We start from the raw sequence: 13532 nt of genomic DNA on the forward strand, positions 1-13532 counted from the left end.
ACCCGGAGAGGCTACCTGAAAACTGTTTTACGTTTTCAGGTAGCCTCTCCCCTGCCCCGCCAAGCAAAAACCGTGCCGAACGGGTTTGTGCCTGTGCTAGAGCATGTTATCATGGGTCTAATTTGAAATTGAGATTGCCAGCATGAGCCCTATTCTGCCCGAAATGCCCGAATATCTGCGCCGCCGCGCCGCCGAAATCAAACTGCTGATTATGGATGTGGACGGCGTGCTCACCGACGGCCGCATCTTCATCCGCGACAACGGCGAAGAAATCAAGGCCTTCCACACGCTCGACGGGCATGGCATCAAAATGTTGCATCAATGCGGCGTGCAAACCGCCATCATCACCGGCCGCGATGCCCCTTCTGTGGCCGTGCGCGCCAAACAGCTCGGCATCCGGCACTACTTCAAAGGCATCAGCGACAAACGCGCGGCCTACGCCGAATTACGCAAAACCGCCGGCGTGGCCGAACACGAATGCGCCTACATCGGCGACGATGTGGTGGATTTGCCCGTGATGGTGCGCTGCGGCCTGCCTGCTGCTGTGCCTGAAGCGCACGAATGGGTATTGCAGCACGCTACCTATATCACCCGCCGCCCGGCTGGTGCAGGCGCCGTGCGCGAATTGTGCGAAGTCATCATGCAGGCCAAAGGCTACCTGAAAACCGCTTGGGAGCAATACACAGAATGATTAAACGATTCGGCGGCTGGTGGTTTCCGCTGGTGTTGGCACTCGCGCTCGGCGGCGTGAGCTTTTGGCTCGACCGCATCAGCCAGCTCGAAACCGAAGAAACCCTGCTCGACCCGCACGAGCCGCAATACCAGATTTTCGGCATCCGAGGCCGCCGCTTCGCTGCCGACGGCAGTCTGGCCCAGCAGCTCACCGCCACCCGCGCCTGGCAGTTTCCCAACCGCCAAGACGGCTATCTGGCCGAACCCAACGTGATGTTTTCGCAAGGCGGGCAGATGGTGTACCGCATCACCGCCGATCAGGCACACTATATCGGCGGCGAAAACCAAGTGGTATTTGAGAAAAACGTGGTGTTCGACAAACCTGCCGCCAACGGCCAGCCTGCCGGCCACCTCGAAACCGACAGCCTCACCGTCAACACCCAAACCCAAACCGCCCACACCCAAGATTTGGTGAACTATCAATACGGCGCCTCCCACGGCACCGCCCAAGGCATGACCTACAACCACAAACAAGGATTGCTTAACCTCTCCTCCCGCATTAAGGCCGTGATTTATGATCCCAAACAACAAGATTAAACCCGCCCGCGCCCTCCTTCTTGCTGCTGCTTTGCTGCTGCCCGCCGCGGCTTCTGCGCTCACCTCCGACCGCAACCAGCCCATCCAAATCGAAGCCGACCAAGGCTCGCTTGACCAAGGCAACCGCAGCACCGAATTTTCCGGCAACGTGGTTATCCAGCAGGGCACCATGTATATCCGCGCCGCCAAGGTGCGTGTGGTGAAAGCTGCCGACGGCGCGCAAACCATGACCGCCTCCGGCAGCCCCGTACACTTCGGCCAGCAGCTCGACCGCCAAGGCACCGTGAAAGGCCAGGCCGCCCGCGTGGAATACCAATCCGCCACCGGCATCGTGAAACTCAGCGGCGGCGCCAAGCTCGAACGCGGCGGCGACCGGGCCAGCGGCGACACCATTACCTACAACACCCGCACCGAAGTTTATACTGTGCTGGGCGGCAGCCGCAGCAACGCCAACAAAGGCCGCGTGAGCATTACCATCCAGCCGCAGCAGAAATAACGGAGGCGGGATGAAGGCCGAAACCCTGTTTGCCGAAATAGCCGAACGCTATCGTGCCGTGCCCGACCATCCCTTTTCCCGCTTCCCCGAATACGCCGTATTCCGCCACAGCGGCAGCCGCAAATGGTTTGGCGTGTACCTGCCCGTGCCGGCGGAAAAACTCGGGCGCACCCCCGGCCGTACCGTGCCCCTACTCAATGTGAAATGCCGCCCCGAACACATTGGCGCCATGCGCGCCCAAGCCGGCATCCTGCCCGCCTATCACATGAGCAAAGAACACTGGCTGAGCATCGAATTGGAACAGGCCGACGACGCGCTGATCCGCCAACTGATCGACGACAGCTTCCGCCTCACGCAAGGCAAAGCCAAGATCAGGAAACAGGCTACCTGAAAGCCTGCAATACCGGTTTCAGGTAGCCTCAAACGGTTTCGGGCAGCCCGCATTTGAGGCTACCTGAAAAAATAAAACGCTTTTTGCATCGCTGAACAGGATGTTTAAGGTAGCCCCACACCGCACAGGCTACCTGAAACCGAAAACCAAGCAACCATGAATATCCGTGCCCTCCTCCTCGCCTGCTTGGCCATGCTTACCGCCTGCACCGCCCCGCAGCCTGCCACCACTGCCGCACCAAGCATGTCCGGCGCCCAGCCGGAACAGCAAGCTGCCAACCGCGTGCTGATTGTGTTATACGACCCCGCCGTCGGCTCGGAGCCGCTGCTTCAGACCGTGCGCCGCTTGGAGCGCGTACCAGGCGTGTTACAGGTGCGGCGCGACCAAATAATGCAGCTGCAAAACCCTGCCGCACATTGAACCCGCGTATGGCAGCCCTATTTTTCAGGTAGCCTCAGCGCTGCCCGTGATACCCAACAAACACAAGGGAAAACCAAACCATGACCACACCGCACAGCCGCCTCAGCGTTAAACAGCTGCGCAAAAGCTTCAAACAGCGCCAAGTGGTGCAGGATTTCTCGCTCGATATCGAAAGCGGCGAAGTAGTTGGCCTGCTCGGCCCCAACGGCGCGGGCAAAACCACCAGCTTTTACATGATTGTCGGCCTGGCGGCTGCCGATCACGGCACCATCCGGCTGGACGAGCACGAGCTGCGCCACATGACCGTGTATCAGCGTGCTCGCTTAGGCCTGGGCTATCTGCCGCAGGAAGCCTCGATTTTCCGCAAGATGACGGTAGAAGAAAATATTCGTGCCATCCTGCAATTGCACGAAACCGACCGCCATACCATCGAATCGCACCTCAACGACCTGCTGGCCGACCTGAACATCACCCACTTGCGGCAAAGCCCCGCTCCCGCCCTCTCCGGCGGCGAACGGCGCCGCGTGGAAATTGCCCGTGTGCTGGCCATGAGCCCGCGTTTCATCCTGTTGGACGAACCCTTCGCCGGCGTTGATCCGATTGCCGTTATCGACATTCAAAACATCATCAACTTCCTCAAACAGCGCGGCATCGGCGTGCTGATTACCGACCACAACGTGCGCGAAACCCTGCGCATCTGCGACCGGGCCTATATCATCAACAACGGCGCCGTGCTGGCCAGCGGCCGCCCCGAAGAATTGGTGGGCAACGAAGAAGTACGTGCCGTGTATCTGGGCGAAAACTTCGATTACTAAGGTTTCAGGTAGCCTCAAATGACCCAGCAATCCGTCAAACTCAAACTGCGCCAAACCCAGCAGCTCAACCAGAAGCAGCAGCAATCTTTGCGCATTTTGCATATGTCGTCGCTGGAATTGGCCGAAGAAGTGGAAAGCTGGCTGGCCGACAACCCCCTACTCGAACGGCCGGAACACGATCTGGCCTACAGCGGCGAGCCCGAACCCCATTATTCCGCCGCCATACCGGTTACCCGCAAAACCAACAGCATGGAAGAGAGCGACGTGTGGGAAACCGTGGCCGACGAAGCCGATTTTCGCCGCATGTTGCACGAGCAGGTGTGCGAACACCCGCTAGACGAAGACCAGGCCGCCCGCGTGCATTTGCTCATCGACTACCTTGATGATCAAGGCTACCTGAACGACAGCCTCACCGACATCGTGGAAAACTCTCCGCTGGAATGGATGCTCGATGAAGAAGACATGGCCGAAGCCCTGCGCCATTTGCAGCAGTTCGACCCACCCGGCGTAGGCGCGCGTGATTTGGGCGAATCATTATTGCTCCAGCTGGCGCGGCAGCAGCCGGACGACACCGTATTCTGCGCCGTGCAGCTGGTGAAACACTTCCTGCCCGACATCGCCAAAAGCAGCCTGCCGCCGCAAGTGCGCAAAAAATTCCCCCAATACAGCGCCGCCACCATCGAAGCCGCCCAAGCCCTCGTCGCCTCCCTCAATCCCTTCCCCGCCTACGGCCTTTCCGGCTCCGGCCACACCGAATACGTCGATCCCGACGTGTGGATCCGCCCCGATCCCGAAACCGGCAAATGGATGGTGGGCATGTACCGCCAGGCCTGGCCGCAGGTGCAGCTCAATCAGGAATATTCCGACCTGCTCGCCGAATACGGTAGCGAAGCGCCGGAGTTGAAACAAAAGCTCAATGAGGCTAAAGTATTGCTAAGCTCGCTGGAGCAGCGCAAAAGCACCGTGTTGCGGCTGGCCGAAACCATTTTGGAACGTCAGGCCGATTTTTTCTCCTTCGGCGCCATCGGCCTCGTGCCACTCACCATTAAAGAAACCGCCGCCAACCTCGGCCTGGCCGAGAGTACCGTGTCCCGCGCCGTGAACCAAAAATATTTGGCTTGCCCGCAAGGCGTATTTCCGCTACGCTATTTTTTCAGCCAGGCAGCCGCCTACAGCAGCGAAGAAGACGGCGACGGCATCAGCGCCAACGCAGTGAAAGCCCTGATTGAGAGCCTGATTGCCGGCGAAGACAAACGCAAACCGCTCTCCGACCAAGCCATGTCCGAGAGGCTCGCTTTGCAAGGTATCATACTCGCCAGGCGCACCGTGGCCAAATACCGCGAAGAACTCAATTTCCCGCCTGCGCACCAACGCAAGCAGAAAGCCTAGCTTGCTGCCGCGCGCAGCCAACCCACCTGTAAAGGAGTGAGCTATGAACCTGAAAATCAACGGAATCAACATCGAAGTGACCGATGCTCTGAGAGGCTATATCAACGGTAAACTCGAGCGCATCGTCCGCCACAGCGACAACGTGATTTCCGCCACCGTTACCCTGTCGGTGGACAAACTGGTACAGAAAGCAGAAGTGGATTGGCATATGGCCGGCAAAGATCTGCACCTCGATCAAACCGACAAAGACATGTATGCCGCCATCGACCTCTTGGTAGACAAACTCGACCGCGCCGTACTCAAACACAAAGAGAAAAAACAGCAGCACCGCGTTGAACCCAGCGGTAAGCTGAGTGTTGAATAAACGTTGAACCGCCCGATTGGGTATAGATAAAGCAGGCTTTTCAGCCTGCTTTTTTACAAGGGAGAATTTGTGAAAGGCTACCTGAAAACGCAAACTTTAGCGCGGCCCAAACCATTTTTCCCGTTTGCACCGCCCAACCGTTTATAAGATAATGGCGGCGTTTTACGCGGCTGGCGCAGTCGCTCGATTTTTCCAACCAAATAACTGAAACTAAAAGGTAACTATGTCTTTCCTCAAGCTCACCGAACAAAACGTGCGCGGCAAAACCGTGCTGATCCGTGCCGACCTGAACGTGCCGATTAAAGACGGCAAAATCGGCGACGACACCCGCATCCGCGCTTCGCTCGCCTCCGTACGTTACTGCCTGGAAAACGGCGCGGCCGTTATCCTGATGAGCCACCTCGGCCGACCCACCGAAGGCGAGTTCAAGCCCGAAGACGACCTCGCGCCCGTGGCCGCGCATTTGGGCAGCCTGCTCGGCCTTAGCGTGCCCGTGAGCAGCGATTGGCAGCACAATCCGCCGCGCCCGCAGCCTGGCGAAGTGGTGATGCTGCAAAACGTGCGCGTGAACAAAGGCGAGAAGAAAAACAACGCCGAGCTCGGCCAGGCCTATGCTGCGTTGTGTGATATTTATGTGAACGATGCCTTCGGCACCGCGCACCGCGCCGAAGCCTCGCTGGTGGCCGTGGCCGAAGCCGCACCCGTTGCCTGCGCCGGCATTTTGCTGGCCGCCGAATTGGACGCGCTGGGCAAGGCACTGAAAAACCCCGCCCGCCCGCTGGTGGCGATTGTGGCCGGCAGCAAAGTGTCCACCAAACTCACCATTCTCAACAGCCTGGCCGATAAAGTAGACCAGCTGATCGTGGGCGGCGGCATCGCCAACACCTTCCTGCTCGCCGCCGGGCAGCCTATCGGCAACTCCTTGGCCGAAGCCGACTTGGCAGCCGAAGCCCGCGCCGTGGCCGAAAAAATGGCAGCCAAAGGCGACGCCGTGCCGATACCGCAAGACGTGGTGTGCGCCAAAGCCTTTGCCGCCGATGCCGCCGCCGCAACCAAAGCCGTGGCCGAGGTGGCCGCAGACGATATGATTCTCGACATCGGCCCGCAATCTGCCGCCTCGCTTGCCGCCCTGCTGCGCGAAGCCGGCACGATTGTGTGGAACGGCCCGGTGGGCGTGTTTGAGTTTGACCGTTTCGCCGAAGGAACGCGCGTGATGGCCGAAGCCATCGCCGAAAGCCGCGCCTTCTCTATCGCCAGCGGCGGCGACACCCTGGCCGCCATCGCCAAATTTGGCATCGCCGACAAAATCAGCTACATCTCCACCGGCGGCGGCGCGTTCTTGGAGTTCCTAGAAGGCAAACAACTGCCCGGCGTGGCCGTGCTGGAAAAACGTGCGGCGGGTTGATGGCAGGCTTAGATGTTTGAAAAGAGGCTACCTGAAAATTTCAGGTAGCCTTTCCTGTATCTAACACTGATAGGCTGGGATGTGCGCTTCCACAGCGGAAGACACGGTAGCATAGCTACTCCGCTGCTTGATTTTCAGGTAGCACCATCCGCCTTTACCTCGGCCACTATTGGCCGGGTAGATACGGCTTGCAGGTACCAATGTTTTACGGCCCAGTCGAGCAGCTCTTGCGGTTTACTCACTTCGGGCGCGGGCGGCAGTTTCAGGTAATCCATCACTTGGCGCAGCAGGGCTTCTTTGCGCTGTAAATCCAGCGCGGGGGCGAGGGTTCGTTTCGACCATTTCTGCCCTTCGGCATTGGTGAGCAGGGGCAGGTGGGCGTAGTGCGGGGTGGGGAGGCCGAGGCAGCGTTGCAGCCAGATTTGGCGCGGGGTGGACACGAGCAAGTCCTGTCCGCGCACAACGTGGGTGATGCCCTGTTCGGCGTCGTCGGCCACCACGGCGAGCTGGTAGGCCCACAGGCCGTCGGCACGCAGGAGGACGAAATCGCCGATGTCGCGGGCGAGGTTTTGCGCATAACGGCCGACGATACCGTCGGTGAAGGCGACGGTTTCATCGGGCACACGCAGCCGCCAGGCGGGCATTCTGCCGGCGGCTTCGGGCGGTGGGGCGGCAAGCTGTACGCAGGCACCGTTGTAAACGAAGCCGTCCGCGCCCTGCCGCGCTTGGGCGTGCCATTGTTTGCGGCTGCAATAGCAGGGATAGGCGAGGCCGCTTTGCTGCAGGCTTTGCAGGGCGGCGCGGTAGAGATGGTGGCGGCGGCTTTGGTAGGCCACTTCGCCGTCCCATTCGAAGCCGAATGCTTCGAGGGTGCGCAGTATATGGGCGGCGGCGCCGGGCATTTCGCGCGGCGGATCGAGGTCTTCCATCCGCACCAGCCAGCGCCCGCCCTGCGCACGGGCATCGGCGTAGGAAGCCAGGGCGGTGAGCAGCGAGCCGATGTGCAAAAGGCCGGTAGGGCTGGGGGCGAAGCGTCCGATATACATGGGGCTTGGTTTAATAGTGATGAAACTGGGTTTTCGGGTAGCCTCTGTGCGGGATACAGGCTACCTGAAACTTGATAATCAAAGGTTTATTCCACCCACTGCACAATCTCTTCCATCGGCAGGCGGGTTTTGGCGCGCGGCTCTTCGTCGCGGTAGCCGAAGGCGGCCATGATGCTGACGCGGTATTCGGCGGGGTTGAACAGGCCTTTTGCGGCCAAGAAGGCATTAACTTCTTCCTGCCGGAAGCCCTCGATCGGGGTGGAGTCGATGCCGATAAAGGCGGCGGCGGTCATCATATTGGCCAGGGCGATATAGGTTTGTTTGCTGGCCCAATCGTAGAAGGCGCGCGGGCTTTCGGTGATACAGAAGTTGTGTTCGGCAAACTGCTTGAAGAAACCTTCGCGTATTTCCACGATATGCGGCGGGATGTGGTGCACCCCGCTCCACATTTTGTGCCGGTAATCCGACTGCATCGCGGCCTGGGTGCGGGCAAGGATCACAACAAAGTGACTGCAATCCATGATTTTATCCGCCGTACCCCAAGCCAGCGGTTTGAGCTCGGCACGCAGCGCAAGGTTTTGGATCACGAGAAAACGCCACGGCTCCAGCCCGAAGGAACTAGGCGAAAGGCGGCCGGTTTCCAAAATAAATTCAAAATCTTTTCGGCTGATTTTTTTTAGCCGGGTCATATTTTTTGCAGGCATAGCGGCGGTGAAAGGCTTTGAGGACGGTTTGTTTGGTGTGGGGCATGGCGGTCTCCTGAATAAAGGTGTGGGAAAAAACAAAGGATAGCGGCGGCGTGGAGTGGAAGTCAAAATAGATAGCTTTAGCTTTATTGGGTGTTTATGTTTTCAGCTAGCCTTCATCCCCGCATCAGGCTACCTGAAAACCATCTGCTTCCACTATAATTCGCTCTTTACGCCAATAATTTTCAGGTAGCCTCCGATGCTCGACAAATACAATCCCGCTGAAATCGAATCCAGACACTATCAAAACTGGGAAACCCAAGGTTATTTCCAGCCCGATATGGATTTGACCAAACCGTCTTTTTCCATCCAACTGCCGCCGCCCAACGTAACTGGCACGCTGCACATGGGTCATGCCTTCAACCAAACCATCATGGACGGCCTGACCCGCTACTACCGCATGAAAGGCTGCAACACCGCTTGGATTCCCGGCACCGACCATGCCGGCATCGCCACGCAAATCGTGGTCGAGCGTCAGCTTGCCGCGCAAAATGTTTCCCGTCATGACTTGGGTCGTGAAAAATTTTTGGAAAAAGTGTGGGAATGGAAAGAAGTTTCCGGCGGCACGATTACGCAGCAGATGCGCCGCATGGGCTGCTCTGCCGACTGGACGCGCGAGTATTTCACGATGGACGACGTGCGTGCCGAAACCGTGACCGAAGTGTTCGTGCGCCTGTTTGAACAAGGCTTAATTTACCGCGGCAAACGCTTGGTGAACTGGGATCCCGTGCTTGGCACGGCGGTATCGGATTTGGAAGTGGAAAGCGTGGAAGAACAAGGCTCTATGTGGCACATCCGCTATCCGCTGGCGGACAATCCCGCCGAAGCCGTTATCGTGGCGACTACCCGCCCTGAAACGCTGCTGGGCGACGTGGCCGTTGCCGTCAATCCCGAAGACGAACGTTATACTCATTTGATTGGCAAAGAATTAATCCTGCCGCTGACCGGCCGCACCATTCCCGTGATTGCTGACGAATACGTCGAAAAAGACTTCGGTACCGGCTGCGTGAAAATCACGCCTGCGCACGACTTCAACGACTACGAAGTCGGCAAACGCCACGACACGCGCCTGGTTAATGTGTTCGATTTGGAAGCCAAAGTGCTGGCAAACGCCGAAGTGTTCAACTTCAAAGGCGAAGCGCAACAAGGCTTTGCCCTGCCTGAAAAATACGCAGGCTTAGACCGCTTTGCCGCGCGCAAACAAATGGTTGCCGATTTGCAGGAACAAGGCTTGTTGGTCGAAATCAAAGCGCACACGCTGATGACGCCGAAAGGCGACCGCACAGGTTCGGTGATTGAACCGATGCTGACCAGCCAATGGTTTGTCGCCATGTCCGCGACGCCAAACGACGGCGAGCCTGACAGCGAATACAAAGGCTTGAGCCTCGCCGACAAAGCCAAAAAAGCCGTCGATAGCGGCGCAGTGCGCTTCATCCCTGAAAACTGGGTCAACACCTACAACCAATGGATGAATAACATCCAAGACTGGTGTATCTCACGCCAACTGTGGTGGGGTCATCAAATCCCCGCGTGGTACGACGAAGCAGGCAATGTTTACGTCGCCCGCAATCAGGCGGAAGCCGAAAAACAAGCCGGCAAAACAGGCTTGACCCGCGAAGAAGACGTATTGGACACATGGTTCTCCTCCGCGCTCGTGCCGTTCTCCACGCTCGGCTGGCCGTCTGAAACCGACGAACTCAAAGCCTTCCTGCCGTCCAACGTCTTGGTCACCGGATACGAAATCATCTTCTTCTGGGTGGCACGCATGATTATGATGACCACCCACTTCACCGGCAAAGTACCATTTAAAGACGTGTACATCCACGGCATCGTGCGCGATCACGAAGGCAAAAAAATGTCCAAATCCGAAGGCAACGTCATCGACCCCGTGGATTTGATTGACGGCATCGACTTGGACAAGCTGTTGGTGAAACGCACGACCGGTCTGCGCAAACCCGAAACCGCGCCGAAAGTGGAAGAGGCGACATGCAAACTCTTCCCCGAAGGCATCCCCGGCATGGGCGCGGACGCATTGCGTTTCACTATGGCGAGCTACGCCAGCTTGGGTCGTTCGGTCAACTTCGACTTCAAACGCGCTGAAGGCTACCGCAACTTCTGCAACAAAATCTGGAACGCCACCAATTTCGTCTTGACGAACACCAAAAATCAAGACTGCGGCTACAGTACAACCGCCACCGAACCGCGCGGCTACTCCTTCCCCGATATGTGGATCATAGGTCGTCTGAATCAGACCATCGAGCAAGTAACGCAAGCCTACGAAACCTACCGCTTTGATTTGGCTGCGGAAACCATGTACAGCTTCGTATGGAACGACTATTGCGACTGGTATTTGGAACTCGCCAAAGTACAGCTTCAAACCGGCTGCGCTAGCCGCCAACGCGCCACACGCCATACCTTATTGCGCGTACTCGAAGCCGCCCTGCGCCTGCTGCATCCGATTATCCCCTTCATCACCGAAGAATTGTGGCAAACCGTCGCCCCCATGTGCGACGCCAAAACCGCCGACAGCATCATGCTCGCCCGCTTCCCCGAAGCCGACCGCGAACAAATCGTTCAGACGACCTTCGAGCAAATGACCGTGTTGCAGGATTTGATTGGCGCCGTCCGCAACCTGCGCGGCGAAATGGGCATCCAGCCCAACGTGAAAGCCCCGCTGTTTGTCGAAAGCGCGGACGACTTGGCGGACTACCTCAAATACCTGCCGATGATGACCCGACTGACCGAAGCACAGCAAGTCGCCGCGCTGCCCGAAAGCGAAGATGCGCCCGTCGCCGTCTGCAACGGCGCACGCCTGATGCTGAAAGTCGAAATCGACAAAGCCGCCGAAACCGCCCGCTTGAGCAAAGAAGCCGAGAAGCTGCAAAAAGCCTTGGACAAACTCAACGCCAAACTCTCCAAACCTGGCTACACCGAAAAAGCCCCCGCACATCTGGTGGAAAAAGACAAAGCCGATTTGGCGGAGTTGGAAGAGAAGATGGCCAAGCTGCAAAACGCTTTGGCGAAGTTGAAAGAGTAAACTTCTCCTGTGCTTGAAGAAGGCTACCTAAAAAACCATTTCAGGTAGCCCTCTGTTATACAAGCTGCTCCGATAGGATTAAAATGCCGCTAGCAAAGATATCGGCCAGATTGCGCGGCACGGCATAATCAAATAGAATGCTTAATCTAGAGCTAAAACCTAAATTGTGCCGTAAGCGCTTCGCTAACCAACAATTCTGGTTTTTCTCCCACTATATCAAGCTGCCTTTGGCAGCATTAAGGATACCCATGAGCAATTTCGTTCCACAAAACAGCTACTCCAAAGAAGAACTCTTGGCCTGCGGCCGCGGCGAACTTTTCGGCGCCGGCAACGCGCAGCTGCCGGTGCCCAATATGTTGATGATCGACCGCATTGTTGAAATCAACTCCACCGGCGGCAAATACGGCAAGGGCGAAATCATCGCCGAATTGGATATCCACCCCGATTTGTGGTTCTTCGGCTGCCACTTCATCGGCGATCCGGTGATGCCCGGCTGCTTGGGTTTGGACGCCATGTGGCAATTAGTGGGCTTCTTCCTGGGCTGGACGGGTGCGCCCGGCCGCGGCCGCGCCTTGGGCTGCGCCGAAGTGAAATTCACCGGCCAAGTATTGCCCAAACACAAGAAAATCACTTACCACATTCACATGAAACGCGTGATGAACAGCAAGCTGGTGTTGGGCATTGCCGACGCGGAAATGAGCGTGGACGGCCATAAGATTTACGAAGGAAACGGCCTGCGCGTAGGTTTGTTTACCAGCACAGACGATTTCTAGCCAACGGGCTACCTGAAAACGCTGGCTTTAATTCAACAAAAGCTTCTGCATTTACTTTTCAGGTAACCTACTTTCCTAACGGAGTTCATTATTATGAAACGAGTAGTCGTAACCGGTATCGGCATCGTGTCCAGCTTGGGCAACAACTGCCGCGAAGTGCTCGAATCGCTGCGCCAGCTCAAATCCGGCATCGCTTTTGATGAAAGCTACCGCGAAATGGGCTTGCGCTCACACGTGGCCGGCAACATCAATATCGATACCAAAGAGCACATCGACCGCAAAATCCTGCGCTTTATGGGCAACGCTGCAGCCTATGCCTATATCGCCATGAAAGAAGCCATCGCCCACGCCGGGCTTACTGAAGAGCAAGTATCGAACATACGCACCGGCATCGTGGCCGGCAGCGGCGGTGCCTCTTCCGCCTCGCAAGTGGAAGCTGCCGACACCTTGCGCGAGAGCGGCGTGAAGCGCATCGGCCCCTACGGCGTAACCAAAACCATGGCTTCCACCGTGGCCGCCTGCTTGGCTACCCCGTTTAAAATCAAAGGCGTGAACTATTCCATCAGCTCTGCTTGCTCAACTTCTGCCCACTGTATCGGCCACGCCGCAGAACTAATTCAACTTGGCAAACAAGACATCGTGTTTGCCGGCGGCGGCGAAGAAGTATCTTGGCAGATGAGTTCCCTGTTTGATGCAATGGGCGCGTTATCGAGCAAATACAACGACACGCCCGAACAAGCCAGCCGTGCCTACGATGCCGACCGCGACGGCTTCGTGATTTCCGGCGGCGGCAGCATTTTGGTGATGGAAGAATACGAACACGCCAAAGCGCGCGGTGCCAACATTTTGTGCGAACTTACCGGCTACGGTGCTACTTCCGACGGCCATGATATGGTGCAGCCGTCCGGCGAAGGTGCAGTGCGCTGCATGCAGATGGCACTTGCCCAGCACGGCGGCAGCGTGGACTACATCAATGCCCACGGCACGTCCACCCCGGTGGGCGACACCAAAGAACTCGGCGCCATCCGCGAAACCTTTGAAGGCAAAAAAGTGCCGCTCATCAGCTCCACCAAATCCCTCTCTGGCCACGCCCTCGGTGCCGCCGGCTCGAATGAGGCAATTTACTCTATTCTGATGATGCTCAACGATTTCGTATGCGCCAGTGCCAATGTTCTAAATTTAGACGAAAAAGCCGCCAATTTGCCGATTGTACGCGGAAACATCGGCAAAAAGCTTGACGCCGTAATGTCGAACAGCTTCGGCTTCGGCGGCACCAATGCCACCCTGATTTTCAGCTGCATGTAGAGGCCTACTTAAAAACAGCCGAACCTTAAACTGGTTTGGCTGTTTTTATTATGGGTTTTTCTGGTATAAAAAACGG

At 57.4% G+C, this 13532-nt stretch carries 14 protein-coding genes; 12 read left to right on the forward strand and 2 right to left on the reverse strand.

Annotated features, from left to right (window positions below; translation table 11 throughout):
* Positions 1 to 142: 142 nt before the first annotated feature.
* From A7P97_RS01075 to A7P97_RS01115, 9 genes are all read left to right on the forward strand, one after another.
* Complete coding sequence (locus A7P97_RS01075; RefSeq protein WP_067529966.1) at positions 143 to 691, forward strand: HAD family hydrolase; 549 nt, start codon at positions 143 to 145, stop codon at positions 689 to 691.
* Positions 688 to 1269 carry an LPS export ABC transporter periplasmic protein LptC gene (gene lptC / locus A7P97_RS01080; RefSeq protein WP_067529967.1) on the forward strand — a complete coding sequence of 194 codons (582 nt, stop codon included), beginning with the start codon at positions 688 to 690 and terminating at the stop codon, positions 1267 to 1269. Before A7P97_RS01075 ends, lptC begins: the two co-directional genes overlap by 4 nt.
* On the forward strand, positions 1247 to 1765 hold the full coding sequence (gene lptA / locus A7P97_RS01085; protein ID WP_185737538.1) for a lipopolysaccharide transport periplasmic protein LptA: 519 nt from the start codon (positions 1247 to 1249) through the stop codon (positions 1763 to 1765). The genes lptC and lptA overlap by 23 nt, the downstream gene beginning before the upstream one ends.
* A 10-nt stretch (positions 1766 to 1775) precedes the next feature.
* A complete protein-coding gene (locus A7P97_RS01090) occupies positions 1776 to 2156 on the forward strand; it encodes an MmcQ/YjbR family DNA-binding protein (protein ID WP_067529968.1) in 381 nt (126 codons plus the stop codon).
* Between the two features lie 156 nt (positions 2157 to 2312).
* Positions 2313 to 2576, forward strand: coding sequence for a hypothetical protein (locus A7P97_RS01095; protein ID WP_067524457.1), 264 nt, complete (start codon positions 2313 to 2315; stop codon positions 2574 to 2576).
* 80 nt (positions 2577 to 2656) lie between these two features.
* Positions 2657 to 3391, forward strand: a complete 735-nt coding sequence (gene lptB, locus A7P97_RS01100; RefSeq protein WP_067529969.1) for an LPS export ABC transporter ATP-binding protein — start codon at positions 2657 to 2659, stop codon at positions 3389 to 3391.
* A gap of 18 nt (positions 3392 to 3409) precedes the next feature.
* A complete protein-coding gene (gene rpoN, locus A7P97_RS01105) occupies positions 3410 to 4780 on the forward strand; it encodes an RNA polymerase factor sigma-54 (RefSeq protein WP_067596292.1) in 1371 nt (456 codons plus the stop codon).
* Between the two features lie 43 nt (positions 4781 to 4823).
* Positions 4824 to 5144: a ribosome hibernation-promoting factor, HPF/YfiA family gene (hpf, locus tag A7P97_RS01110; protein WP_067448823.1), complete on the forward strand. Its 321-nt coding sequence runs from the start codon at positions 4824 to 4826 to the stop codon at positions 5142 to 5144.
* 223 nt (positions 5145 to 5367) lie between these two features.
* Entirely contained in the window at positions 5368 to 6549 is a 1182-nt protein-coding gene (locus A7P97_RS01115) for a phosphoglycerate kinase (RefSeq protein ID WP_067529971.1), read from the forward strand.
* Between the two features lie 134 nt (positions 6550 to 6683).
* Here A7P97_RS01115 and gluQRS read toward each other — a convergent pair whose 3' ends face one another.
* Positions 6684 to 7595: a tRNA glutamyl-Q(34) synthetase GluQRS gene (gene gluQRS / locus A7P97_RS01120; RefSeq protein ID WP_067529972.1), complete on the reverse strand. Its 912-nt coding sequence runs from the start codon at positions 7593 to 7595 to the stop codon at positions 6684 to 6686.
* Positions 7596 to 7681: 86 nt separating this feature from the next.
* Positions 7682 to 8284 carry an NAD(P)H-dependent oxidoreductase gene (locus A7P97_RS01125; RefSeq protein WP_231865618.1) on the reverse strand — a complete coding sequence of 201 codons (603 nt, stop codon included), beginning with the start codon at positions 8282 to 8284 and terminating at the stop codon, positions 7682 to 7684.
* A gap of 256 nt (positions 8285 to 8540) precedes the next feature.
* On the opposite strand from A7P97_RS01125, the gene A7P97_RS01130 reads away from it, so the two are divergent.
* The 3 genes from A7P97_RS01130 (at position 8541) to fabB (ending at position 13456) form a co-directional block, all read left to right on the forward strand.
* Positions 8541 to 11378, forward strand: a complete 2838-nt coding sequence (locus A7P97_RS01130) for a valine--tRNA ligase (RefSeq protein WP_067529973.1) — start codon at positions 8541 to 8543, stop codon at positions 11376 to 11378.
* 248 nt (positions 11379 to 11626) lie between these two features.
* Positions 11627 to 12151, forward strand: a complete 525-nt coding sequence (gene fabA / locus A7P97_RS01135; RefSeq protein WP_067439957.1) for a 3-hydroxyacyl-[acyl-carrier-protein] dehydratase FabA — start codon at positions 11627 to 11629, stop codon at positions 12149 to 12151.
* 93 nt (positions 12152 to 12244) lie between these two features.
* Entirely contained in the window at positions 12245 to 13456 is a 1212-nt protein-coding gene (gene fabB, locus A7P97_RS01140) for a beta-ketoacyl-ACP synthase I (protein WP_067529974.1), read from the forward strand.
* The last annotated feature ends 76 nt before the right edge of the window (positions 13457 to 13532 follow it).

The sequence above is a fragment of the Eikenella sp. NML070372 genome, from assembly GCF_001648415.1.
Taxonomy (GTDB): domain Bacteria; phylum Pseudomonadota; class Gammaproteobacteria; order Burkholderiales; family Neisseriaceae; genus Eikenella; species Eikenella exigua.

What these genes read in the sequence shown, in the direction of transcription:
- A7P97_RS01075 (WP_067529966.1), top strand. Translation starts at nt 143, where the DNA reads ATGAGCCCTATTCTGCCCGAAATGCCCGAATATCTGCGCCGCCGCGCC.
- lptC (WP_067529967.1), top strand. Translation starts at nt 688, where the DNA reads ATGATTAAACGATTCGGCGGCTGGTGGTTTCCGCTGGTGTTGGCACTC.
- lptA (WP_185737538.1), top strand. Translation starts at nt 1,247, where the DNA reads ATGATCCCAAACAACAAGATTAAACCCGCCCGCGCCCTCCTTCTTGCT.
- A7P97_RS01090 (WP_067529968.1), top strand. Translation starts at nt 1,776, where the DNA reads ATGAAGGCCGAAACCCTGTTTGCCGAAATAGCCGAACGCTATCGTGCC.
- A7P97_RS01095 (WP_067524457.1), top strand. Translation starts at nt 2,313, where the DNA reads ATGAATATCCGTGCCCTCCTCCTCGCCTGCTTGGCCATGCTTACCGCC.
- lptB (WP_067529969.1), top strand. Translation starts at nt 2,657, where the DNA reads ATGACCACACCGCACAGCCGCCTCAGCGTTAAACAGCTGCGCAAAAGC.
- rpoN (WP_067596292.1), top strand. Translation starts at nt 3,410, where the DNA reads ATGACCCAGCAATCCGTCAAACTCAAACTGCGCCAAACCCAGCAGCTC.
- hpf (WP_067448823.1), top strand. Translation starts at nt 4,824, where the DNA reads ATGAACCTGAAAATCAACGGAATCAACATCGAAGTGACCGATGCTCTG.
- A7P97_RS01115 (WP_067529971.1), top strand. Translation starts at nt 5,368, where the DNA reads ATGTCTTTCCTCAAGCTCACCGAACAAAACGTGCGCGGCAAAACCGTG.
- gluQRS (WP_067529972.1), bottom strand. Translation starts at nt 7,595, where the DNA reads ATGTATATCGGACGCTTCGCCCCCAGCCCTACCGGCCTTTTGCACATC.
- A7P97_RS01125 (WP_231865618.1), bottom strand. Translation starts at nt 8,284, where the DNA reads ATGACCCGGCTAAAAAAAATCAGCCGAAAAGATTTTGAATTTATTTTG.
- A7P97_RS01130 (WP_067529973.1), top strand. Translation starts at nt 8,541, where the DNA reads ATGCTCGACAAATACAATCCCGCTGAAATCGAATCCAGACACTATCAA.
- fabA (WP_067439957.1), top strand. Translation starts at nt 11,627, where the DNA reads ATGAGCAATTTCGTTCCACAAAACAGCTACTCCAAAGAAGAACTCTTG.
- fabB (WP_067529974.1), top strand. Translation starts at nt 12,245, where the DNA reads ATGAAACGAGTAGTCGTAACCGGTATCGGCATCGTGTCCAGCTTGGGC.